This window comes from Variovorax ureilyticus, from assembly GCF_037889935.1.
GTDB lineage: Bacteria > Pseudomonadota > Gammaproteobacteria > Burkholderiales > Burkholderiaceae_C > Variovorax > Variovorax ureilyticus.
In genome coordinates, this window is sequence record NZ_JBBKZU010000016.1 from 1 (window position 1) to 22,879 (window position 22,879).

At 66.4% G+C, this 22,879-nt stretch carries 21 protein-coding genes; 16 read left to right on the top strand and 5 right to left on the bottom strand.

What is annotated here, in order from left to right:
* The 8 genes from WKW77_RS27890 to WKW77_RS27925 form a co-directional block, all read left to right on the top strand.
* Window positions 1-118, top strand: a 118-nt coding sequence (locus WKW77_RS27890; protein WP_340360277.1) for an NAD(P)(+) transhydrogenase (Re/Si-specific) subunit beta, incomplete at its 5' end; no start/stop codon positions are given.
* A gap of 207 nt (window positions 119-325) precedes the next feature.
* On the top strand, window positions 326-2,002 hold the full coding sequence (locus tag WKW77_RS27895) for a long-chain-fatty-acid--CoA ligase (protein ID WP_340360154.1): 1,677 nt from the start codon (window positions 326-328) through the stop codon (window positions 2,000-2,002).
* A gap of 50 nt (window positions 2,003-2,052) precedes the next feature.
* Window positions 2,053-3,063: an ABC transporter permease subunit gene (locus WKW77_RS27900; protein ID WP_340360155.1), complete on the top strand. Its 1,011-nt coding sequence runs from the start codon at window positions 2,053-2,055 to the stop codon at window positions 3,061-3,063.
* On the top strand, window positions 3,060-3,956 hold the full coding sequence (locus tag WKW77_RS27905) for an ABC transporter permease subunit (RefSeq protein ID WP_340360156.1): 897 nt from the start codon (window positions 3,060-3,062) through the stop codon (window positions 3,954-3,956). The genes WKW77_RS27900 and WKW77_RS27905 overlap by 4 nt, the downstream gene beginning before the upstream one ends.
* Before the next feature lie 121 nt (window positions 3,957-4,077).
* Window positions 4,078-5,097, top strand: a complete 1,020-nt coding sequence (locus WKW77_RS27910) for an ABC transporter ATP-binding protein (protein WP_340360278.1) — start codon at window positions 4,078-4,080, stop codon at window positions 5,095-5,097.
* Complete coding sequence (locus WKW77_RS27915) at window positions 5,094-6,113, top strand: dipeptide ABC transporter ATP-binding protein (RefSeq protein WP_340360157.1); 1,020 nt, start codon at window positions 5,094-5,096, stop codon at window positions 6,111-6,113. The genes WKW77_RS27910 and WKW77_RS27915 overlap by 4 nt, the downstream gene beginning before the upstream one ends.
* Before the next feature lie 14 nt (window positions 6,114-6,127).
* Window positions 6,128-7,747 carry an ABC transporter substrate-binding protein gene (locus WKW77_RS27920; RefSeq protein WP_340360158.1) on the top strand — a complete coding sequence of 540 codons (1,620 nt, stop codon included), beginning with the start codon at window positions 6,128-6,130 and terminating at the stop codon, window positions 7,745-7,747.
* A gap of 124 nt (window positions 7,748-7,871) precedes the next feature.
* Window positions 7,872-8,648, top strand: coding sequence for a 5'-methylthioadenosine/adenosylhomocysteine nucleosidase (locus tag WKW77_RS27925; protein ID WP_340360159.1), 777 nt, complete (start codon window positions 7,872-7,874; stop codon window positions 8,646-8,648).
* 121 nt (window positions 8,649-8,769) lie between these two features.
* On the opposite strand, the gene corA is transcribed toward WKW77_RS27925, so the two are convergent.
* The gene (corA, locus tag WKW77_RS27930) at window positions 8,770-9,756 is read right to left on the bottom strand and encodes a magnesium/cobalt transporter CorA (protein ID WP_340360160.1); all 987 of its coding nucleotides are present in this window, start codon (window positions 9,754-9,756) and stop codon (window positions 8,770-8,772) included.
* Window positions 9,757-9,966: 210 nt separating this feature from the next.
* Between corA and WKW77_RS27935 the strand changes: the two genes are divergently transcribed.
* From WKW77_RS27935 to hprK, 4 genes are all read left to right on the top strand, one after another.
* On the top strand, window positions 9,967-12,078 hold the full coding sequence (locus WKW77_RS27935; protein ID WP_340360279.1) for an ATP-dependent helicase: 2,112 nt from the start codon (window positions 9,967-9,969) through the stop codon (window positions 12,076-12,078).
* A gap of 332 nt (window positions 12,079-12,410) precedes the next feature.
* Entirely contained in the window at window positions 12,411-12,740 is a 330-nt protein-coding gene (gene hpf, locus WKW77_RS27940) for a ribosome hibernation-promoting factor, HPF/YfiA family (protein ID WP_088958293.1), read from the top strand.
* Window positions 12,741-12,835: 95 nt separating this feature from the next.
* Window positions 12,836-13,303 (top strand): PTS sugar transporter subunit IIA, encoded by a 468-nt coding sequence (locus WKW77_RS27945; protein WP_340360161.1) that lies wholly within the window; start codon window positions 12,836-12,838, stop codon window positions 13,301-13,303.
* Between the two features lie 127 nt (window positions 13,304-13,430).
* The gene (gene hprK, locus WKW77_RS27950; RefSeq protein WP_093166495.1) at window positions 13,431-14,390 is read left to right on the top strand and encodes an HPr(Ser) kinase/phosphatase; all 960 of its coding nucleotides are present in this window, start codon (window positions 13,431-13,433) and stop codon (window positions 14,388-14,390) included.
* A gap of 7 nt (window positions 14,391-14,397) precedes the next feature.
* On the opposite strand, the gene fur is transcribed toward hprK, so the two are convergent.
* On the bottom strand, window positions 14,398-14,817 hold the full coding sequence (gene fur, locus WKW77_RS27955) for a ferric iron uptake transcriptional regulator (RefSeq protein ID WP_093166496.1): 420 nt from the start codon (window positions 14,815-14,817) through the stop codon (window positions 14,398-14,400).
* 85 nt (window positions 14,818-14,902) lie between these two features.
* On the opposite strand from fur, the gene WKW77_RS27960 reads away from it, so the two are divergent.
* The 4 genes from WKW77_RS27960 (at window position 14,903) to WKW77_RS27975 (ending at window position 17,558) form a co-directional block, all read left to right on the top strand.
* Window positions 14,903-15,469: an outer membrane protein assembly factor BamE gene (locus WKW77_RS27960; protein ID WP_340360162.1), complete on the top strand. Its 567-nt coding sequence runs from the start codon at window positions 14,903-14,905 to the stop codon at window positions 15,467-15,469.
* Between the two features lie 67 nt (window positions 15,470-15,536).
* The gene (gene dapB / locus WKW77_RS27965) at window positions 15,537-16,367 is read left to right on the top strand and encodes a 4-hydroxy-tetrahydrodipicolinate reductase (protein WP_340360163.1); all 831 of its coding nucleotides are present in this window, start codon (window positions 15,537-15,539) and stop codon (window positions 16,365-16,367) included.
* A 13-nt stretch (window positions 16,368-16,380) separates the two neighbouring features.
* On the top strand, window positions 16,381-17,079 hold the full coding sequence (locus tag WKW77_RS27970) for a MotA/TolQ/ExbB proton channel family protein (RefSeq protein ID WP_340360164.1): 699 nt from the start codon (window positions 16,381-16,383) through the stop codon (window positions 17,077-17,079).
* Window positions 17,080-17,093: 14 nt separating this feature from the next.
* The gene (locus WKW77_RS27975) at window positions 17,094-17,558 is read left to right on the top strand and encodes an ExbD/TolR family protein (protein ID WP_340360165.1); all 465 of its coding nucleotides are present in this window, start codon (window positions 17,094-17,096) and stop codon (window positions 17,556-17,558) included.
* A gap of 8 nt (window positions 17,559-17,566) precedes the next feature.
* Here WKW77_RS27975 and WKW77_RS27980 read toward each other — a convergent pair whose 3' ends face one another.
* Genes WKW77_RS27980 through glgC form a run of 3 tightly spaced genes read right to left on the bottom strand, consistent with a single transcriptional unit; the run spans window position 17,567 to window position 22,819 of the window.
* Window positions 17,567-20,023, bottom strand: a complete 2,457-nt coding sequence (locus WKW77_RS27980; protein WP_340360166.1) for a glycogen/starch/alpha-glucan phosphorylase — start codon at window positions 20,021-20,023, stop codon at window positions 17,567-17,569.
* A 30-nt stretch (window positions 20,024-20,053) separates the two neighbouring features.
* On the bottom strand, window positions 20,054-21,514 hold the full coding sequence (glgA, locus tag WKW77_RS27985) for a glycogen synthase GlgA (protein ID WP_340360167.1): 1,461 nt from the start codon (window positions 21,512-21,514) through the stop codon (window positions 20,054-20,056).
* Window positions 21,515-21,520: 6 nt separating this feature from the next.
* The gene (glgC, locus tag WKW77_RS27990; protein ID WP_340360168.1) at window positions 21,521-22,819 is read right to left on the bottom strand and encodes a glucose-1-phosphate adenylyltransferase; all 1,299 of its coding nucleotides are present in this window, start codon (window positions 22,817-22,819) and stop codon (window positions 21,521-21,523) included.
* Window positions 22,820-22,879: the final 60 nt, after the last annotated feature.

Consider the following 22,879-nt stretch of genomic DNA (forward strand, 5'->3'; position numbering starts at 1 on the left):
CAGCATGGCCGCGGGCTATGCGGGGCTGGACAACGAGCTGTTCTACATGGACAAGACCATGATGGTCTTCGGGGATGCCAAGAAGGTCGTGGAGGACATGGCCAAGGCGATTGAGTGACCCCCAGCCTCGCCCACTTCGTGTCGCTCTGACACCCCCTTCCAGGGGCGCACCCGGCGGCCCGGCTGAGCCGGTTCCGCGAGTGCCTTGGGCTTGGCCGCGCGGTTTCATTGACACGGGTCGCACACATGGCGCGGCCCGTGCCGCTTGGGTACGTCAAGTTACGATAGCGGCAATTTTTCGTATCGAGATTCTGGAGACTTCAACGTGACCGATCGCCCCTGGCTTTCAAGCTATCCGCAAGGCGTGCCTGCCGACATCGACGCCTCGCACTATCCGTCGCTCGTCGGTCTGATGGAGGAAAGCTTCACCAAGTTTGCCGATCGCACGGCCTACAGCTTCATGGGCAAGGATGTGAGCTATGCGGAGGTCGATCGCCAGAGTCGCGCGTTCGCGGCGTATCTGCAGGGACTCGGACTCGCCAAGGGCGACCGGGTCGCGGTGATGATGCCCAACTGCCCGCAGTACCCCATCGCGGTCGCGGGCCTGCTGCGTGCCGGGCTCATCCTGGTCAACGTCAACCCGCTCTACACGCCGCGCGAACTGGAGCATCAGCTCAAGGACTCGGGCTCGAAGGCCATCGTGCTGATGGAGAACTTCGGCACCACGCTGCAGCAGTGCCTGGCGCATACGCAGGTCAAGCACATCGTGCTGGCCTCGATGGGCGATCGGCTCGGCATGCTGAAAGGCGCGATCGTCAACTACGTCGTGCGCAACGTGAAGAAGATGGTGCCCGCCTACAGTCTGCCGGGCGCGGTGCGCTTCAACGATGCGCTCGAGAAGGGCGCGACGCGCAAGCTGCAGGCGCCGGCGATCGGCCCTGACGACGTCGCGGTGCTGCAGTACACCGGAGGCACGACCGGCGTCTCGAAGGGGGCGGTGCTGCTGCATCGCAATGTGATCGCGAACGTGCTGCAGTCCGAGGCGTGGAACGACCCGGTGATGCAGAAGGTGCCGCAAGGCGAGCAGCCGACGAGCGTCTGCGCGCTGCCGCTCTATCACATCTTCGCGTTCACGGTCGGCATGATGCTCTCCATGCGCACGGGCGGGAAGCTGATCCTCATCCCCAATCCCCGCGACCTCGCGGCGGTGCTCAAGGAGCTGTCGAAGCACACGTTCCACAGCTTCCCGGCCGTCAACACGCTGTTCAACGGCCTGGCGAACCATCCGGACTTCAACACCGTCAACTGGAAGAACCTGAAGGTCTCGGTCGGCGGCGGCATGGCGGTGCAGGGCGCGGTGGCCAAGCTCTGGCTCGAGAAGACCGGCTGCCCGATCTGCGAAGGCTACGGCCTCTCGGAAACCTCGCCTTCGGTGACCTGCAACCCGACGACCAGCATCGCCTACACCGGCACCATCGGCGTTCCTCTGCCGAGCACCTACGTGAAGCTGATCGACGACGACGGCCACGAAGTCGCGCCCGGCCAGTCCGGCGAACTGGCTGTGATGGGCCCGCAGGTAATGGCAGGCTACTGGCAGCGGCCCGACGAGACCGCCAAGGTCATGACCGCCGACGGTTACTTCAAGACCGGCGACATCGCGATCGTCGACGAGCGCGGCTACTTCAAGATCGTCGATCGCAAGAAGGACATGATCCTGGTGTCGGGCTTCAATGTGTATCCGAACGAGGTCGAGGACGTGGTCGCGCAGATCCCGGGTGTGCTCGAATGCGCGGCGGTCGGTATTCCCGACGAGAAGACCGGGGAGGCGGTGAAACTGGTCATCGTCAAGAAGAACCCGGACCTCACCGAAGCCGAGGTGCGCGCGTTCTGCCATGACAACCTCACCGGCTACAAGCGGCCGCGCGTCATCGAATTCCGCACCGACCTGCCCAAGACGCCTGTCGGCAAGATCCTGCGTCGAGAACTGCGCGACAAGAAATAAGGGTTCCGCCGAGGACCGAACCCGGCATCGGTCTTGCATATTGGGGATGAATGTTCCGCTTCATCGTCACGCGTGCGAGCCTGCTCGTGCCGACCTTCATCGGCATGACCCTGCTCGCCTTTTTTCTGATCCGGCTGGTCCCCGGCGACCCCATTGAAACGCTTGCGGGCGAGCGCGGCATCGACCCCGCGCGCCACGCCGTCCTGCTGAAGGAATACGGGCTCGACAAGCCGCTCTTCACGCAATACGGCATCTACATCGAGCGCGTGCTGCACGGCGATCTGGGCAAGTCGGTGATCACGCAGGAGCCCGTGATGAGCGAGTTCCTCGCGCTGTTCCCGGCCACGGTCGAGCTGGCGATCTGCGCGGTGCTGTTCGCGCTGCTGCTGGGCATTCCGGCGGGCATCATTGCGGCGGTGAAGCGCAATTCGCTGTTCGATCACGGCGTGATGGCGACATCGCTCACCGGCTATTCGATGCCGATCTTCTGGTGGGGCCTGCTGCTGATCCTGTTCTTCTCGGTGCAACTCGGCTGGACGCCGGTGTCGGGCCGCATCGCGGTGCAGTACTACATCGAGCCGGTCACCGGCTTCCTGCTCATCGACTCGCTGCTGTCGGACGACAAGGGCGCCTTCCTCTCGGCGGTGCAGCACCTGATCCTGCCGGCGATCGTGCTGGGCACCAACACGCTCGCGGTGATCGCGCGCATGACGCGCTCGGCCATGCTCGAAGTACTGGGCGAGGACTACATCCGCACCGCCCGCGCGAAAGGCCTGGCACCGATCCGGGTGGTCGGCGTGCACGCGCTGCGCAACGCGCTGATCCCGGTGGTGACGGTGATCGGCTTGCAGGTCGGCGTGCTGTTCACCGGCGCGATCCTGACCGAGACCATCTTCTCGTGGCCGGGCGTGGGCAAGTGGCTGATCGAGGCCATCGCGCGCCGCGACTATCCGGTGTTGCAGGGGGGCATGCTGCTGCTCGGCGTGATCGTGATGCTGGTCAACGTGATCGTGGACCTCGCGTATGGCTTGATCAACCCGCGTATCAGGCAGGCCCGATGAGTGCAGTGGCTGTTGCTTCCAAGAAGAGCGCGCCGCCCGGACCGTGGCGTGAGTTCTGGACGTCTTTCTCCGCCAACCGCGGCGCAGTGATCGGGCTCGCGGTCATCGTGCTCCTGTTGCTGGTGGCGCTTCTCGCGCCGTGGATCGCGCCGCATGCGCCCAATCAGACCGACAGCAGTGCCTTTCTGCGGCCTCCGGCCTGGCAGGCCGGCGGTTCCGTGACGCATCTGCTCGGCACCGACGCCATCGGCCGCGACATCCTCTCGCGGCTGATGTACGGCGCGCGGTTGTCGTTGTCGATCGGTGTGGCCGTGGTCGCGATCTCGGTCGCCGTCGGCATTGCACTCGGCATGGTCGCGGGATTCTTCCGCGGCGTGCTCGAGATCGCGATCATGCGGTCCATGGACGTGATCCTCACGCTGCCGAGCCTGCTGCTCGCGATCGTGATCGTCGCGATCCTGGGGCCGGGACTCATCAATGCGATGCTGGCGGTGGCCATCGTGGTGCTGCCGCACTACGTGCGCATCACGCGGGCGGCTGTCATCTCCGAAGTCTCGCGCGACTACGTGACCGCGGCGCGCGTGAGCGGCGCGGGCACGCTGCGCCTGATGTTCAGCGAAGTGCTGCCCAACTGCGCCGCGCCGCTGATCGTGCAGGCCTCGCTCGGCGTCTCGACCGCGATCCTGGATGCGGCGGCGCTGGGCTTCCTCGGCCTCGGCGCGCAGCCGCCTTCGCCCGAGTGGGGAACCATGCTCGCCGATGCGCGCGAATTCGTGCTGCGCGCTTGGTGGGTCGTCACCTTCCCGGGGCTCGCGATCCTTGCGGCCGTGCTCGCGTTCAACCTGCTGGGCGACGGCCTGCGCGACGCGCTCGATCCCAAATTGAAAAGGTGAACTTCATGATCCGAGCACCCGAGCCTGCGCCTGATCCGGAACTGCCGCGGAACCGGGTTTGCCGGGCCGCTGGCAGCGCCCCCGAGGCGGCTACGCGAAGCGAGCAAGCAACGGGGGTGGGCTGATGCTTCTCGATATCCGCGATCTCCACGTGGAGTTCCCATCGCAAGGGGGCACGCTGCACGCGGTCGACGGCGTGAGCCTGCGGCTCGAAGAGGGCGAAGTCCTCGGCATCGTCGGCGAGTCGGGATCGGGCAAGAGCGTCACGATGATGGCGCTGATGGGCCTCATCGGCTGGCCCGGCCGCGTGCGCGCGGAGCATCTGCGCTTCGCGGGGCGCGACCTGCTCGGGATCTCGGACCGGGCGCGGCGCGGCCTCGTCGGCAAGGACATCGCGATGATCTTCCAGGAGCCGACGACCAGCCTCAACCCCTGCTTCACCATTGGCTGGCAGTTGATGGAGACGCTCCGGCTGCATCTGCGCCTCGACAAGCGCGCAGCGAAGAAGCGCGCGATCGATTTGCTGGAGCAGGTCGGTATCCCGGCAGCGTCGACGCGGCTCTCCAGCTATCCGCATCAGCTCTCGGGCGGCATGAACCAGCGCGTGATGATCGCGATGGCGATCGCATGCAACCCGCGCCTGCTGATCGCGGACGAGCCGACTACCGCGCTCGACGTGACGATCCAGGCGCAGATCCTCGACCTGCTGCGCACGTTGCAGAAGGAGCGCGGCATGGGCCTCGTGCTGATCACGCACAACATGGGCGTGGTCAGCGAAATGGCGCAGCGCGTGGCCGTGATGTATGCCGGCCAGTTGATGGAAGAGCGTGGCGTCGACGAGCTCTTCGCGATGCCGCAGCACCCCTATACCGCCGCGCTGCTCGCCGCATTGCCCGAGCGTTCGACCGGCGAGCAGCGCCTCGCCACCATCGCCGGCGTGGTCCCGGGCGTGCACGACCGGCCCGCCGGCTGCCTCTTCGCGCCGCGCTGCGCCTATGCCACGCCGCATTCGCATGCGGTGCGGCCCGAGTTGCGCGAATGGCTCGGCGGGCAGGTGCGCTGCCACTATCCGCTCGGCGACCGCGAACGGGATGCGCACCGCATGCGCGACGGCGGGCAAGTCGTGGAGTTCGTTCGATGAGCGAAGTGGTGGTCGAGGCGAAGGATCTGCAGCGCGTCTACACCGTGCGGCGCGGACTGTTCCGCGCGCCGGCGCATCTGCAGGCGGTCGGCAACATCTCGTTCCAGCTCGAAAAGGGCCGCACGCTCGCGGTGGTCGGTGAATCCGGCTGCGGCAAGTCCACGCTCGCGCGCATGGTCTCGCTGATCGAGAAGCCCACTGCCGGTTCGCTGACATTGGTGGGCACCGATGCGGTCCATCCGCCGGCGGACCGCAAGCGCGAGCTTCGGCGGGCGGTGCAACTCGTGTTCCAGAACCCTTACGGCTCGCTCAATCCGCGCAAGAAGATCGCGACGGTGCTTGAAGACCCGCTCGCGATCAACACCACGCTCGGCAAGTCGGAGCGGGCCGCGAAGGCGCGCGAGATGCTCGCCCGCGTCGGCCTCAGGCCCGAATACGCGAACCGCTATCCGCACATGTTCTCCGGTGGCCAGCGGCAGCGCATCGCGATCGCGCGCGCACTCATGCTCGGGCCGCAGCTCCTGGTGGCCGACGAGCCGGTGTCGGCGCTCGACGTGTCGATCCAGGCGCAGGTGCTCAACCTGCTCGCCGATTTGCAGGCGGAGTTGGGCCTGTCGTACCTCTTCATCTCGCACGACCTCGGCGTGGTGCGGCACATCGCGCACGACGTGCTCGTGATGTATCTCGGCCATGCGGTCGAGCAGGGGCCCAAGGCGCGCATCTTCGCGCGGCCGCTGCATCCCTACACGCAGGCCTTGCTCGCTTCGACGCCGGGGCTGGCCGAGCAGCGCATCGTGCTCAAGGGCGAACTGCCGTCGCCGCTTGCGCCGCCGCCGGGCTGCGTGTTCAACACACGCTGCGCGCATGCCACCGAGCGTTGCCGCGCCGAGCGCCCGCTGCCGCGCCTGCTCGACGAGCGGCTGGTGGCGTGTCATCACGCCGAAAAGTTTCTGGATGGCGCGGCCGAAGGTCGCGTCGACGATGCCCCGTCCGCCGTCGTGCGGGCCCAACCCTGAAGGAGCCGAGCCTCATGTCCCACACCTCCAAACTCTCGCGCCGTCTGCGCGCTGCCTCGCTGCTGGCGCCGACCGCGCTCGCGCTGGCTTGCGGCGCCGCGTCGGCGAAGACGCTGGTCTTTTGCTCCGAGGGCAGTCCCGAGAACTTCTACGCGGCGGTGAACACGACGGGCACCTCGTTCGACGTCACCACGCAGGTCTACAACAACCTCGTCGAGTTCGAGCGGGGCGGCACCAAGGTCGTCCCGGGCCTGGCCGAAAGCTGGACCATCTCGCCCGACGGCACCGAATACACCTTCAAGCTGCGCAAGGGCGTGAAGTGGCACAACACGTCCAAGAGCTTCAAGCCCACGCGCGACTTCAACGCCGACGACGTGGTCTTCATGATGGAGCGGCAGTGGAAGGACAGCGACCCCTACTACAAGGTCACGAGCACGAACCACTCCTACTTCAACGACATGGGGATGCCCAAGCTCTTGAAGTCGGTCGATCGCGTCGACGACTACACGGTGAAGATCGTGCTGAACAAGCCGGAGGCGCCTTTCCTCGCGAACCTCGCGATGCCCTATGCGGGCATCCAGTCGAAGGAATACGCGATCGCGATGCTCAAGGCCGGCACGCCCGAGAAGATCGACCAGGACCCGATCGGCACCGGCCCGTTCTACCTCGTGCAGTACCAGAAGGACGCGATCGTGCGCTTCAAGGCCTTCCCGCAGTACTGGGGCGGCAAGGCGAAGATCGATGACCTCGTCTTCGCGATCACGCCCGATGCCTCGGTGCGCTGGGCCAAGCTGCAGAAGGGCGAGTGCCATGTGATGCCGTACCCGAACCCGGCGGACCTGGACACGATCCGCAAGGACCCGAACGTGCAGGTGCTGGAGCAGCCGGGCCTGAACATCGGCTATCTCGCCTACAACACCCAGAAGAAGCCCTTCGACGACGTGCGGGTGCGCAAGGCGCTCAACATGGCGATCAACAAGAAGGCGATCATCGACGGCGTGTACCTGACCACCGGCGTCGCGGCGAAGAATCCGATCCCGCCGACGATGTGGTCGTACAACGACGCGGTCAAGGACGACCCGTACGACCCCGAAGCCGCGAAGAAGCTGCTCGCACAGGCTGGCTACGCGGACGGCTTCACCACCGACCTCTGGGCCATGCCGGTGCAGCGTCCGTACAACCCGAACGCCAAGCGCATCGCCGAACTGATGCAGGCGGACCTCGCGAAGATCGGCGTCAAGGCCGAGATCAAGTCCTTCGAGTGGGGCGAGTACCGCAAGCGCATGCAGGCCGGCGAACACCAGATGGGGATGCTCGGCTGGACGGGCGACAACGGCGATCCGGACAACTTCCTCTACACGCTGCTCGGTTGCGCATCGGCGCAGTCGAACGGCAGCAACGTCGCGAAGTTCTGCTACCAGCCGTACGAAGACCTGGTGGTGAAGGCAAAGAACGTGCCGAAGCAGGCCGAGCGCGAAGAGCTCTACAAGAAAGCGGAGGTGATCTTCAAGGAGCAGGCGCCGTGGTTCACGATTGCGCATGCGGTGCAGCTCAAGCCGGTGCGCAAGGAAGTGGTCGACTTCAAGCTCAGCCCGTTCGGGCGCCACACCTTCTACGGGGTGGATATCAAGTAAACCCCCAGCCTCGCCCACTTCGTGTGGCTCTGCACCCCCTTGCAGGGGGCCATCCCGGCGGACCGGCGAAGCCGGTTCCGCGGGATTCCTGGCCCCGGGTGTGGGGGCGCTAAGCTTGCGTCCGATGAACGAAGCCACGAACCTTCCGATCGCCATCGTGTCCGCGATGCACGAGGAACTGGGCGCGCTGCTCGCGCAGATGCCGGACGAGCAGCGCATCACGGTCGGCGGACGCGACTTCTGGGTGGGGCACCTGCAGGGGCAGCTCATCGTCGCGGTGCTGTCGCGCATCGGCAAGGTGGCGGCGGCGACGACTGCGACGGTGCTGCTGGAGCGCTTCGGCGCGCGGGCGATCGTCTTCACGGGCGTGGCGGGCGGGCTGGCGCCGGATGTGCGGGTCGGTGACGTGGTCGTGGCGACCAGGCTGCTTCAGCACGACCTCGACGCATCGCCCATCTTCCCCAAGTACGAGGTGCCGCTGACAGGCCACGCCCGCTTCGCTGCCGATACCGAGATCAGCGATGCGCTCGCCGCGGTGGCTGCCGACGTCCTGTCCGATCCGGTGACGCTGCTCGGCGAGAAGGTGGCCGACGACTTTGCATTGGATGCGCCACGGGTTCATCGCGGCCTGCTGATCAGCGGCGATCGGTTCGTGTCGACCGCAGCCGAGAGCGAAGCACTGCGCCACGCGTTGCCAGATGCGCTCGCGGTGGAGATGGAAGGCGCGGCCGTAGCGCAGGTGTGCCACGACTTCGGCGTGCCCTTCGCCGCCGTGCGGACCATCTCGGACCGCGCCGACGACGCCGCCCATGGCGACTTCACGCGTTTCGTCTCGTCGGTCGCGAGCCGCTACAGCCTGGCCTTGGTCAGCGCCTGGCTCGCGATGCTGTCGCAGCAATAGAGAACAGCTGCCCGGCCCCGCTTCGTTCAGGGCACCCGTGGAACCGGCTTCGCCGGGCCACCGGGTGCGCCCCCTTGAGGGGGGAGGCGGCTACACGAAGTGAGCAAGCAACGCGGGTGGTCTACTTCAACCAGCCGCGCCGCCGGAAATACCACATCGGCACGAGCGCGCTCGCGGCCATCAGCACGATTGCGTAGGCGTAGCCGTACGTGAGGTCGAGCTCCGGCATGAACTTGAAGTTCATCCCGTAGACGCTGGCGATCAGCGTCGGCGGCAGGAGCGCCACGCTCGCGACCGAGAAGATCTTGATCGTCTTGTTCTGGTTGATGTTGATGAAACCGACGGTCGCATCCATCAGGAAGTTGATCTTGTCGAAGAGGAAAGCGGTGTGGTTGTCGAGCGATTCGATGTCGCGCAGGATCTGCCGCGCCTCCTCGAACTGCTCGGCATTGAGCATGCGGCTGCGCATCATGAAGCTGACCGCGCGGCGCGTGTCCATCACGTTGCGGCGGATGCGGCCGTTCAGGTCTTCCTGCCGGGCAATGAGGCCGAGCACCTCGCCGGCCAGTTCGTCGCTGACGTTGCCCGAGAGCACCTTCTTGCCCGCGTTCTCGAGTTCGTCGTAGATGTTCTCCAGCGTGTCGGCGGAGTACTCGGCGTCGGCATCGAAGAGCTTCAGCAGCACTTCCTTGGCGTCCTCGATCAGGCCCGGGGCGCGGCGCGCGCGCATGCGCACCAGCCGGAACACCGGCACGTCCTCGTCGTGGATGGAGAACAGCACGCCGCGGCTGCGCAGTTCGGTGTTGTGCTGGTTGAGGATGAAGGCGACGCGGACCGAACGCGGGTTCTCGGCATCGTCGATCAGGAAGTCGCTGCGGATGTGGAGCTCGCCGTTGTCTTCCTCATAGAAGCGCGCGGACTCCTCGATGTCCTCGTCCATCGCGTCTTCGGGAATGGACAGGCCGTAGTACTGCTTGATCCAGCGCTTTTCCTCCAGGGTCGGCGATTCGAGATCGACCCAGATCGGCTGAAACTTGGACAACTCCTCCAGCGCTTCGATCTCTTCCTGGACGAGGCGGCCATTGGCGAGCGTGAAGATGTTGAGCATGGCTCACTCCCTGTGAAAGTCTGGCGGTATGGCGAGTGGTGGGGCGCTTTCAATCCCCTCGCCGGCAGTGCGTCAGAAGAGGAGTGAAAGCTGCCGAGACGGGACGATTTCCATCGAGAAACTCCGGTTTTGCAGCGAGGCGCGATTATGTCATCGGCGGTTGCCGGCGCCCCGTGGCTTCTGGATAAACATCCAGTACAGTTGTGCTCGATGCCGAGCGTTGCGACCTCCCTCCTCAACACCCCCGAAGAGCGGCTTGCCGAGGCGCTCGCGCAACTCAACGACGCGCAGCGCGCGGCGGTGCAGCACGGGCGGGTCGCCGTCGTCGGCAATACCACGCGGGACGAGCGCCCGCTGCTCGTGATCGCCGGCGCCGGTTCGGGCAAGACCAGTACCCTGGCGCACCGGGTCGCCGCGCTGATCGCCCGGGGCGCCGATCCGCAGCGCGTTCTTCTGCTCACCTTCTCCCGCCGCGCGGCGCAGGAAATGGAGCGCCGCGCCGGTCAGGTGCTGGTGCGAGTCCTGGGCCTGTCCTCGCAATCGCCGCCGGCGCTGCCCTGGGCCGGCACCTTCCATGGCGTGGGCGCACGGCTCTTGCGTGAGTACGCCGCGCAGATCGGTCTGGACGAGAACTTCACCATCCACGACCGGGGGGACGCCGAAGACCTGATGGGGCTCGTCCGCAACGACCTGGGGCTGTCGACCTCCGCCCGGCGATTCCCGCTGAAGGGAACCTGCGTCTCGATCTATTCGCGCACCGTGAACACGCGCGCGCCGCTGGCCGGTGTGCTCAAGCACGCATTCCCGTGGTGCGCCGACTGGGAGGCCGAGTTGAAAAGGCTCTTCGGCGCGTATGTGGAGGCCAAGCAGCAGCAGCATGTGCTCGACTACGACGACCTGTTGCTGTACTGGACCGAGATGATGGCCGAGCCGACCCTCGCGCGGCAGGTCGGCGAGCGTTTCGACCATGTGCTGGTCGACGAATACCAGGACACCAACCTCCTGCAGGCGGCCATCCTGCGTTCGCTCAAGCCCGACGGACGCGGCGTCACGGTGGTAGGCGACGATGCGCAGTCGATCTACTCGTTCCGGGGGGCGACGGTGCGGAACATCCTCGATTTTCCGGCGCACTTCAGTCAACCGGCGCGCATTGTCACGCTCGAGCGCAACTACCGGTCGACGCAGCCGATCCTCGACGTGTCGAATGCGGTCATCGCCGCGGCGGCGGAGCGGCACGCCAAGACGCTGTGGACCGACAAGCCGTCGGCGGGGCAACCCCAGCTCGTGCTGGTGGCGGACGAGGCGGCGCAGGCGACGTGGGTCGCCGATCGGGTGCTGGCGCACCGGGAGGGCGGGTTGGCGTTGAAGTCGCAGGCGGTGCTGTTCCGCACCTCGACCCACAGCGCGGCGCTGGAGCTGGAACTGGCCCGGCGCAACATCCCGTTCGTCAAGTACGGCGGCCTCAAATTCCTCGAGGCAGCACATGTGAAGGACATGCTCGCGGTGCTGCGCTTCGCGCAAAACCCGCGGGGGCGCATGGCCGGTTTCCGGGTGACTCAGCTGATTCCAGGCATCGGCCCCGTCACGTCCGCGCGGCTGCTCGACGCGATGGACACCGCGGTCGACCCAGGAGCGGTGGTGCGCTCCTTCGTGCCGCCTTCCCAGGCGCAGGCCGAATGGGCGCGCTTTGCCGATGCCTACGCCGCGCTGCGCCAGCCCTCACTGTCGTGGCCGGCCGACATGGACATCGTGCTGTCGTGGTATCTGCCGCACCTGGAGCGGCTCTACGACGATTCGGGCGTCCGGCGCGGCGATGTGGAGCAGCTCGCCCGCCTGGCGGCCGGGTACGGCTCGCGCGAGCGTTTCCTGACCGAGCTGACGCTCGACCCGCCCGAGGCCACCAGCGACCGGCCTGGCCCGCCGCTGCTCGACGAGGACTACCTGATCCTCTCCACCATCCATTCCGCCAAAGGGCAGGAGTGGACCTCGGTGCACGTGCTGAACGTGGTCGACGGATGCATACCGGCCGACGTGGCGCAGGGCGCGCAAGAGCTCGAAGAAGAGCGGCGGCTCCTGTATGTGGCGATGACGCGGGCGCGCGATCACCTGCATCTCCTGGTGCCGCAACGCTTTTACGTCACGCAACAGGCCGTTCGCGGCGATCGCCACCTGTACGCCGGGCGCACGCGCTTCATCACGGCGGCCGACGCGCAGCGCTTCGAGCAGCAGACCTGGCCGCCGCCGCCGCCGCGCGCGCCGCACGTTCCGCCGCCCGCGGCAACGATCGATCTCCTGAGCCGCATGCGCGCCGCCTGGCGCTGAGGCAGAGTGCCCCGGCCCTTGGGCCGGCGTGGTCGTATTTCCCCCGTCTTGACACCTTTGCAGGCCTTTCGGATGAGTTGCGGCTGCCTGTGCCGCCGCCATCTGTTGCTATCGATTTCATAGCGATTTCATGCCGTGAATTCGATCTGGATCAAGGCTATGTGTCGAAGGCATTGCAATTCGATGACACCCTGTGCATAGTGAACCGACCTTCCCGCATTTCCTTGTCTTCCCTCTCTCCTCTCCCCGAACTCCCCTTGAATTTCCCCGGTCGCGTCTCCCAACTGGAGGCACGGCCATTTCACCAACCGTCAATTTCCAGGAGGTCATTCATGAATTTGACGATCAGCGGTCATCACCTCGACGTCACCCCCGCGCTGGACAACTACGTTAGGAGCAAGCTGAGCCGGATCAACCGCCATTTCGACCAGGTCGTCGACGTGAAGGTGATCCTTACGGTGGAAAAGCAAAAGGAAAAGGAACGCCGGCAACGTGCCGAATGCAATATTCACGTCAAGGGCAATGACATGTTCGCGGAAGCGAGCCACGCTGATCTCTACGCTGCCGTCGACGAACTGGTCGACAAGCTCGACAGACAGGTCGTCCGTCACAAGGATCGCCTGCAGGATCACCACCACGCCGCACCCAAGCGCGTGATGTAGTTGCACTCTTCGGGCAAATACTCTTGCGGGCCGCTTTCGAGCGGCCCTTTGCTTTTTGCGGGGTGGGTGCATAATCGCCCCCGCCCCGCATCAACATGAACCGACTCGCGTCCATCCTGCCACCCGCTCAAGTGCTTGTGAGCGTCGACGCCACCAGCAAGAAGCGTGCTTTTGAAGAAGCCGGCCTGCTGTTCGAAAACCTGCATGGCCTCGGCCGCGCCCTCATCACCGACAGCCTGTTCGCGCGCGAACGCCTGGGCTCCACCGGTCTGGGCCACGGCGTTGCCATCCCGCACGGCCGCATCAAGGGGCTCAAGTCGCCGATGGCGGCCGTGTTCCAGCTCGCCAACCCCATCGGGTTCGACGCGCCGGACGAGCAGCCCGTCGTCCTGCTCATCTTTCTGCTGGTGCCGGAAGCGGCCACGCAGAAACATCTTGAAATACTCTCCGAGATTGCCGAGCTGCTCAGCGACGCGAACCTGCGCGAGCAGATCAAGTCGAGCAACGACGCGGCGGCGCTGCATGCGCTGATCGCCGGCTGGCAATCCGCCCAGGTCGCCTGAAGCGGTGATGCCTCGCCGGCTCGCCGCTTCGTCCTCCTCGCTCCACCGGCATCCGGCGCCCTGGCGGGCAAGCCCGGATGTTCCGCCGCTCGCCCGCGCGCGCTAGTGGCCCATACTCTGCGCCATCATGAAGCCCACCGTCATCAGCGCCGACGCCATGTTCGAGGAGTTCCGCGGTTCGCTCCGCTGGGAATGGCTGGCGGGCCTGGGGGCCTCGGAGCGCCAGTTCGATCCCGACGTGATCAGCCGGGCCCAGTCCGCGGCGGATCTGGTGGGGTATCTCAATTACATCCATCCCTACCGGGTACAGATCCTCGGTGCCCGCGAGGTGGCCTATCTCACGCGCGGCACGCACGAGGATTGCGTGCGGCGCATTGCCCGCATCGTCACGCTCGAACCGCCGATGCTGGTGCTGGCCGACGGTCAGCCGGCGCCTGACGAGCTGCTCTCGATCTGCGAACGGGCCCAGTTGCCGCTCTTCGCGACGCGCGAGTCGTCGGCCTTCGTGATCGACCTGCTGCGCGCCTACCTGTCGAAGCACTTCGCCGAGCGCACGTCGATGCACGGCGTGTTCATGGACATCCTGGGCCTGGGCGTGATGATCACGGGCGAATCCGGCCTCGGAAAGAGCGAACTCGGCCTGGAGCTGATTTCACGCGGCAACGGCCTCGTGGCCGACGACGCGGTCGACCTCTACCGCATCAATCAGACCACGCTGGAAGGCCGCTGCCCTGAACTGCTGCAGAACCTGCTCGAGGTGCGCGGCATCGGTCTCCTGGACATCCGCGCGATCTTCGGCGAGACGGCGGTGCGCCGGAAGATGCGGCTCAAGCTCATCGTGCACCTGGTGCGCCGCGACAGCTTCGAGCGCGACTACGAGCGCATGCCCTCTGCGCCGCTCACGCAGGACGTGCTGGGCATTCCCGTGCGGAAGGTGATCATCCAGGTGGTGGCCGGTCGCAACATCGCCGTGCTGGTCGAGGCGGCAGTGCGCAATTCGATCCTGCAACTGCGCGGCATCGACACCTACGCGGACTTCGTCGCCCGCCATCACAAGGCGATGGAAGCGGCCCGCGACGACGACTAGCCCGGAATCAGCGCTTGCTGACGCAGTCGGCGCACAGGCCGTAGAGGGACATCGCGTGGTCCTGAAGGATCCAGCCCTTGTCTTTCGCGATCATTTGCTGGCGACGCTCGATCTCGGCGTCGTAGAACTCCTCCACCTTGCCGCAGGACGTGCAGATCAGGTGGTCGTGGTGCTTGCCCTCGTTCAGTTCGTAGACGGCCTTGCCGCTCTCGAAATGGCTGCGCTCCAGGATGCCGGCCTGTTCGAACTGCGTGAGGACGCGGTAGACGGTGGCCAGGCCGATGTCGGAGTGGTCGTTGAGCAGCACGCGGAACACGTCTTCGGCCGTCATGTGCCGTTGGCCGCCGTTCTGGAATATCTCGAGGATCTTGAGGCGCGGCAGCGTGGCCTTGAGGCCAGTGTTCTTGAGTTCGTCGATGTTGCTCATGGGTCTTCCCTGCGGGCAGCGCGGAAAAGGGCTCCAGAGGGCCAACCGCTACAATGACTTGATCATATCGTCCAACCCGTTTCCCATGCCTGCCATTCCCCAACGCCGTCACTGGCTGCTTGCTGCAGCCGTTGCGGCAAGCCTGGGCCTCGGCGCTTGCAGCAGTGTCAACGACAGCGCTCGCAACGCCCTGTACGCGGTCACTCCCTACAAGATCGAAGTGGTCCAGGGCAACTTCGTGTCCAAGGAGCAGGTCGAGGCGCTCAAGCCCGGCATGACGCGCCAGCAGGTGCGCGAGATCCTCGGTACCTCGCTGCTGACCGACGTCTTCCATTCCAATCGCTGGGACTACGTTTTCACGATCCGTCGCCAGGGCGTCGAGCCGCAGCAACGCCGGCTGACGCTGTACTTCAACGGCGACGTCCTCGACCGCTTCGAGGGCGATGCGATGCCGAGCGAAGAAGAGTTCGTCGCCACGCTCGACACCCGCCGCCGCAGCGGCAAGGTGCCCCAGCTCGAAGCATCGGAAGACCAGCTCAAGAAATTCGAGCCCAAGGACAGCGACAAGGCAAAGGACAAACCGACCGAAGGCGAGCCCGCCTCGTCTACCGCGCCGCTGCCGGCTGCGTATCCTCCGCTCGAATCGCGCTGATGAGCGCACGCCGGTCCAGCGGCTGGCGTGATTCCTTCCCGAATCTGCATTTCCGAGGACGAGACTCGTGACTGCCCATCCCACTTCCTCTTCCTCCCTCCGCCGCGTCGCCGTTGCCGGCGCCTCCGGGCGCATGGGCCATATGCTGATCGAAGCCGTCCGGCAATCCGGCGACTGCCAACTGGCGGGCGCGCTCGACATGGCGGGCAGCAGCGCAATCGGCGCCGACGCCAGCGCGTTCCTGGGCGCCCCGAGCGGCGTTCCGATCGTTTCCGACCTGCGCGAGGGCCTCAAGAACGCGCAGGTCCTGATCGACTTCACCCGCCCCGAAGGGACGATGGCGCACCTCGCCGTCTGCCGCGAGCTGGGCGTGCAGCTCGTGATCGGCACGACCGGCTTCAGCGATGCGCAAAAGGCCGAGATCGCCGCCGCCGCCAAGGACGTCGCGATCCTGTTCGCGCCCAACATGAGCGTCGGCGTCAACGTGACCCTGAAGCTGCTCGAAATGGCTGCCAAGGCGATGTCGACCGGCTACGACATCGAGATCATCGAAGCGCACCACCGACACAAGGTCGATGCGCCTTCGGGCACCGCGCTGAAGATGGGCGAGGTGATCGCCGACGCGCTCGGCCGCGACCTCAAGCAATGCGCGGTGTACGGCCGCGAGGGCGTGACCGGCGAGCGAGATCCCTCGACGATCGGCTTCGCGACCATCCGCGGCGGCGACATCGTGGGCGACCATACCGTGCTGTTCGCCGGCACCGGCGAGCGCATCGAGATCTCGCACAAGTCCTCCAGCCGCGCCGGCTACGCGCAGGGCAGCCTGCGGGCGGTGCGGTTCCTGGCCGACAAGCGCGCGGGTCTCTTCGACATGTTCGACGTGCTCGACCTGCGCTGACCGAGAACGCCTGATGAGCGTCATCGAACTGCTCGCGCATGGCGATGGCGTCAGCCGTTCGGTGGCGATCCTCCTGGTGCTCATGTCCGTATCGAGCTGGGTCGTGATCCTCTGGAAGGCCTGGCTGCTGCGCGGCGGTACGCGCGATGTCGCGCGCAGCATCGCGGCCTTCTGGCAGTCGCCGTCGCTCGGCGAGGCCGAATCCAGTCTCAAGTCCTTCGATCGCGCGGAGCTGGTGCTGCCGGCGGTGAGCGCGGTTCGCCACCTCGCAGTGGAGGCCGACGGTGCAACGCTCGGCGGCGCGGTAAACCGCACCCAGCGCGTGACGCGCGTTCTGCGCGATGCACTGCACGCGGCGCTGCGGCGCCTGCAATCCGGGCAGATCCTGCTCGCGACCGTGGGCGCCACCGCGCCGTTCGTCGGCCTCCTGGGCACGGTCTGGGGCATCTACCGTGCGCTGGTCGGCATTGCCGGCGAAACCGGTGGCTTCACCATCGACAAGGTCGCGGGCCCGGTCGGCGAGGCGCTGATCATGACCGCCTTCGGCCTCGCGGTCGCGATTCCCGCCGTGCTGGCCTACAACGTGTTCGGCCGCGTCGTCGGCCGCATCGAAGCCGAGCTCGAAGGCTTTGCGCACGACCTGCTCGGCATGCTGGGCGAGCCGGTGCCCCGCGAAACGCCGCCGCCTCCAGCGCGGGCGATGCCGGTCTGAGGCCGGTCTGAGGCATGGCCTTCGGTCGCACCTCGCTCGGCAGCACGCCCACGGGCGGGCGCTCGATCGGCGCGGGCGGCCAGCGTCCGCTGTCGGACATCAACGTCACGCCGCTGGTGGACGTGATGCTGGTGCTGCTGGTGATCTTCATCATCACCGCGCCGCTGATGGCCAGCTCGATCAAGCTCGACCTGCCGCGCACCGATGCCGGCAAGCCCAACGAGACGCCGAAGTTCGTCAGCCTCGTCGTCGACGCGTCGGGCAAGGTGTTCCTCAACGACCGGGCGGTCACGAGCGATGAACTCGCGGCCGGGCTCGCCAAGGCGGCAGCCGACAGCCGCGATACCGAAGTCCAGCTTCGCGCCGACCAGGCCGTGCCCTACGGCAAGGTCGTTGAATTGATGGGCATCGCGAACAAGGCGGGCCTGAGCCGCATCGGCTTCGTCACCGAAGCGCCCCCGCCCCAGCCGCCCAAGTGAGCGCGGGGTCAGATCAAGGCCACCGGCCTTGTCTTCCAGATCTGGTGGGCGTACTCGGCGATGGTCCGGTCCGATGAAAACGCCCCCATACCCGCCACGTTGAGGATCGCCATGCGCGTCCACGCATCCGCATCGCGGTAGAGCGCATCGACCCGGCCCTGCGCCTCGATATAGCTCGCGTAGTCCGCCAGCAGCAGGTAGTGGTCGCCCCAGCTCACCAGCGCGTCGAAGATCTCGTGGTAGCGCGACGGCTCGCTGGGCGAGAACATGCCGTCGCGAATGCTGTCCAGCACGCGCTGCAACTCCGGATTGGATTCGTAGTAGTCGCGCGGCTGATAGCCGCTCGCGCGGATCGCGGCCACCTGTGGCGTGGTGTTGCCGAAGATGAAGAAGTTGTCCGCGCCGACGTTGTCGCGCATCTCGACATTGGCGCCGTCGAGCGTGCCGATGGTCAGCGCGCCGTTGAGCGCGAATTTCATGTTGCCGGTACCCGACGCTTCGGTGCCGGCCGTCGAAATCTGCTCCGACAGATCGGCGGCCGGCATGATCATCTCGGCCAGGCTCACGCTGTAGTTGGGAATGAACACCACCTTCAGCAGCCGGCCGACGCGCTCGTCGTTGTTGATCGTGTGGGCCACGTCGTTGATGAGCCGGATCACCAGCTTGGCCATGTGATACGCCGACGCCGCCTTGCCCGCGAACACCACCACGCGCGGCACATGGTTGGCTTCGGGCGCTTCGAGGATGCGGTGATAGCGCGTCACGACGTGCAGCACGTTGAGGAGCTGCCGCTTGTACTCGTGAATGCGCTTGACCTGCACGTCGAACATCGCATCGGTGTCGATGTCGATGCGCAGGTGCTCGTCGATCCAGTTGGCCAGGCGCAGCTTGTTCTCGCGCTTGGCGTGCCGAAAGGCGCGCACGAAGGCCGGCTGCTGCGCCATCGGCCGCAGCACTTCGAGCTGCGTCAGATCGCGCCGCCAGCCGCGGCCGATGCGCGTGTCGAGCAGCCCCGCGAGCGGCGGGTTGGCCTGCGCCAGCCAGCGCCGAGGCGTGACGCCGTTGGTCTTGTTGTTGAAGCGCTGCGGAAACAGCTTCGCGAAGTCGGCGAAGATCGACTGCTTCATCAGCTCGGAATGCAAGCCCGACACGCCGTTGACCGAATGGCTCGCGAGCACCGCCACGTAGGCCATGCGCACGCGCCGCTCGCCGGCCTCGTCGATGAGCGAGAGCCGACGCATCAGCTCGACGTCGTGGCCATGGGTCTGCGTCACGCGCGCGAGGAAGCGCGCGTTGATGTCGAAGAGGATCTGCAGGTGCCGCGGCAGCACGCGGCCGAACATCTCGACGGGCCAGGTTTCCAGCGCCTCGTGCATCAGCGTGTGATTGGTGTAGCTGAACACTTTCTGCGTGTGGTCCCAGGCGACATCCCACGGCAGGTCGTGTTCGTCGATCAGGAGGCGCATCAGCTCCGGCACTGCGAGTACCGGGTGCGTGTCGTTGAGGTGGATGCTGACCTGGTCCGGCAGGTCGTCGAAGTTCGTGTGGTTGCGCAGATAGCGGCGCACGAGGTCCTGCACGCTCGCGCTCACGAAGAAGTACTCCTGGTGCAGCCGCAGTTCGCGGCCCGACGGCGTGGAGTCGTCGGGGTAGAGCACGCGCGAGACGTTCTCCGAGTGGTTCTTGCTCTCCACCGCCTCCATGTAGTTGCCGCGGTTGAAGGCCGAGAGATCGATCTCTTCCGTGGCGCGTGCCGACCACAGCCGCAGCGTGTTGGTCGCCTGCGTGCCGTAGCCGGGGATGATGGTGTCGTAGGCCACGGCCAGCACGTCATGGGTGTCGACCCACCTCGCCGCGCCGCCTTCGCCGCGTTGCACATGGCCGCCGAAGCGCACGCGGTAGGTCACTTCCGGCCGCTGGAACTCCCAGGGGTTTCCGCGCGTGAGCCAGTAGTCGGGCGTCTCGATCTGCTGGCCGTCGACGATACGCTGGCGGAACATGCCGTATTCGTAGCGGATGCCATAGCCGATGCCTGGCACGCCGAGCGTGGCCATCGAGTCGAGGAAGCACGCGGCGAGCCGCCCCAGGCCGCCGTTGCCGAGCGCCGCATCGGGCTCGCGCTCCGCGATGGCCTGGATGTCGACGCCGAAATCGGCCAGCGCCTGCTTGACCGTACCCTGTAGTTCCAGCGCGAGCAGCGCGTTGGTGAAGGTGCGGCCGATCAGGAATTCCATCGACAGGTAGTAGACGCGCTTGAGGCGCTGCGCATAGATCTGGCGCGTGGTGGTCATCCAGCGCTCGACGATCTGGTCGCGCACCGCGAGCGCGGTGGCGTGCAGCCAGTCGTCCTGGCTCGCGGCGACCGGGTCCTTGCCGACCGCATAGATGAGCTTGTTGGCGACCGCGCGCTTGAAGGCCGCGACGTCGCGGTCGGGATGGTCGTACTTGAAGTCTTCGATGGTCATGGTGGGGAGGTTTGAATTCGCCGGCGGGGCTCAGCTCAAGGCTTCGGCGTAGACATCGAGATAGCGTGCGGCGGCCGTGCCCCAGTCCGCGGGGCGGCGCATTGCATTGGCGCGCACCGCCCGCCAGTCGGTGGAGCGCCGGTAGAGCGCGAAGGCGCGGCGGACCGCGCGGGCGTAGCCGGCGGCGTCGAAGGCATCGAAGCTCAAGCCGGTGGCGTCGCCGCTCGCCATGTCTTCGAGCGTGGCGTCGACCACCGTGTCGGCCAGTCCGCCAACGCGATGCACCAGCGGCAGGCTGCCGTACTTGAGCCCGTACATCTGCGTGAGACCGCAGGGTTCGAACAGCGATGGCACCAGCGTCACGTCGCCCGCGCCGAACAGGCGATGCGCGAGCGGCTCGCTGTAGCCGAGCGTGACGCTGACCGAGCGCGGCGCATCGGTGGCGCGCTGGCGGAACGCGGCTTCGAGGTCGGCATCACCACTGCCCAGCAGCGCGAGCTGACCCCCCTGGGCGACGAGCGCGTCGAGCCCTTCGAGGACGAGGTGCAGGCCCTTCTGCTCGGTCAGGCGGCTCACCACCACGAAGAGCGGGGCGTCGGCCTGCGGCGCAAGGCCCAATTCATCCTGCAGCGCGGCCTTGCAGCGCGCCTTGCCGGGCATGCGCCGGCTGTCGTAGCGATGCGGGATCAGCGTATCGGTCGCCGGATTCCAGACCTGGTCGTCGACCGCATTCAGGATGCCGCTGAGCACATGCGAGCGGCTGCGCAGCAGGCCGTCCAGTCCGAAGCCCTGCTCGGGCGTCTGGATCTCGTGCGCGTAGGTCGGGCTCACCGTGGTGATGCGGTCGGCGAAGCAGAGACCGCCTTTCATGAACGACAACTGCCCATGGAACTCGAGCCCGTTGACGCTGAAGGCGGCCGGCGGCAGCCCCAGTTCGGAGAAGTGCCACGGCGCGAACAGGCCCTGGTAGGCCAAGTTGTGCACGGTGAACACGCTGCCCACGCGCGGACGGCCGTCGGGTTGCGCGAAAGCCAGATAGGCCGGCGCAAGCCCGGCATGCCAGTCGTGGGCATGGACGATTTCGGGGCGCCAATCGGGGTCGAGGTCGCGCGCCAGTTGCGCGGCAGCCCAGCCCAGCAGGGCGAAGCGCCGGTGGTTGTCGCCATAGGGCTGGCGGCTCGGGTCTTCGTAGGGATTGCCGGGCCGGTCGTAGAGCCACGGCGCATCGATCACATAGGCCGGAATGGCTGGCGCGCCGCCGATCGGAATGCGGCCGAAGCGCAGCCGGACCCGCTCGCCCCAAGGCGCGGCGAACTCGGCGACAGGCTCGGAATCGGCGACCCCCGCGACGATCGCCGGAAAGCCCGGAAGCAACACGCGCACGTCCTGCCCGGCCGCCAGCAGCGCGAGCGGCAGTGCGCCTGCGACGTCGGCCAGCCCTCCGGTCTTCAGCAGGGGAAAGAGTTCGGCGCTGACCTGAAGGATCCGCATGCGTCGTTACTGGGGAAAGCCGAGACGCTTGAGCATCTCGCGCGTGACGAGCACCACGCCGCCCTCGGTGCGCTCGAAGCGCGCCGCGTCGGCCTCGGCGTCTTCGCCGACCACGGTGTTGTCGGGCAGGATGCAGGCGCGGTCGATCACCACCTTGTTGAGCCGGCAGCCTTGGCCGATCTGCACGTCCGGCAGCAGCACCGCCTCGTTGATGGTGCAGAAGGAATGCACGCGCACGCCCGAGAACAGCACCGAGCTGCTCAGCTGCGAGCCCGAGACGATGCATCCGCCGGAGACGATGGTGTTGACGGTCATGCCGTGCTTGCCTTCGCGGTCGAGCACGAACTTGGCCGGCGGAAGCTGCCGCTGGTAGGTCCAGATGGGCCAGTCGGTGTCATAGATGTCCAACTCGGGGGTGATCGAGGCCAGGTCCAGGTTGGCTGCCCAGAATGCATCGATCGTGCCAACGTCGCGCCAGTAGGCCTGGGCGTTGCCGCCGCGCTGGGCGCGGGTCACGCACGACATGCCGAAAGGATGTGCCACCGCGCGTCCTTCCGCCACGGCGCGGGGAATGATGTCCTTGCCGAAGTCATGGTCCGAATCGGGGTCTTCGCTGTCTTCTTCGAGCATCCGGTAGAGGTACTCGGCGTCGAAGATGTAAATGCCCATGCTCGCGAGCGCCACCTCGGGCTTGCCGGGCATGGGGGGCGGATCGGCGGGTTTTTCGAGGAAGTCGGTGATGTTGCGATCCTTGTCCACGTCCATCACGCCGAAGGCCACCGCCTCCGCGCGCGGCACTTCGATGCAGCCGACCGTGCAGCCGCGGCCGTGTGCGACATGGTCGGTGAGCATGATCGAGTAGTCCATCTTGTAGACGTGGTCGCCGGCCAGCACCACCACGTAATCGTGCGGCGTGGAGCGTGTCCGGAAGATGTCGAGGTTCTGGTAGACCGCATCGGCCGTGCCGCGATACCAGTGCTCGTCGCCGACGCGCTGCTGGGCGGGCAGCACGTCGACCATCTCGTTGAGCTCCGCGCGCAGGAAGCTCCAGCCGCGCTGCAGGTGGCGCATCAGCGAGTGCGACTTGTACTGCGTGACCACCGCCATGCGCCGGATGCCCGAGTTGAGGCAGTTCGACAGCGCGAAATCGATGATGCGGAACTTGCCGCCGAAGTACACCGCCGGCTTGGCCCGCCGGTCGGTCAACTGCTTGAGCCGGGACCCCCGGCCGCCGGCCAGCACCAGCGCGATGGTGCGGCGAACGAGTTGATGGGCCTGCAGGTTCGGTTGCTCGATGTCGTTCATCTGTTGCCTCCGTTTGTTGTTTCCCGGTGATTCCAGCCTAGCATTCCCGCGGACGCTTGG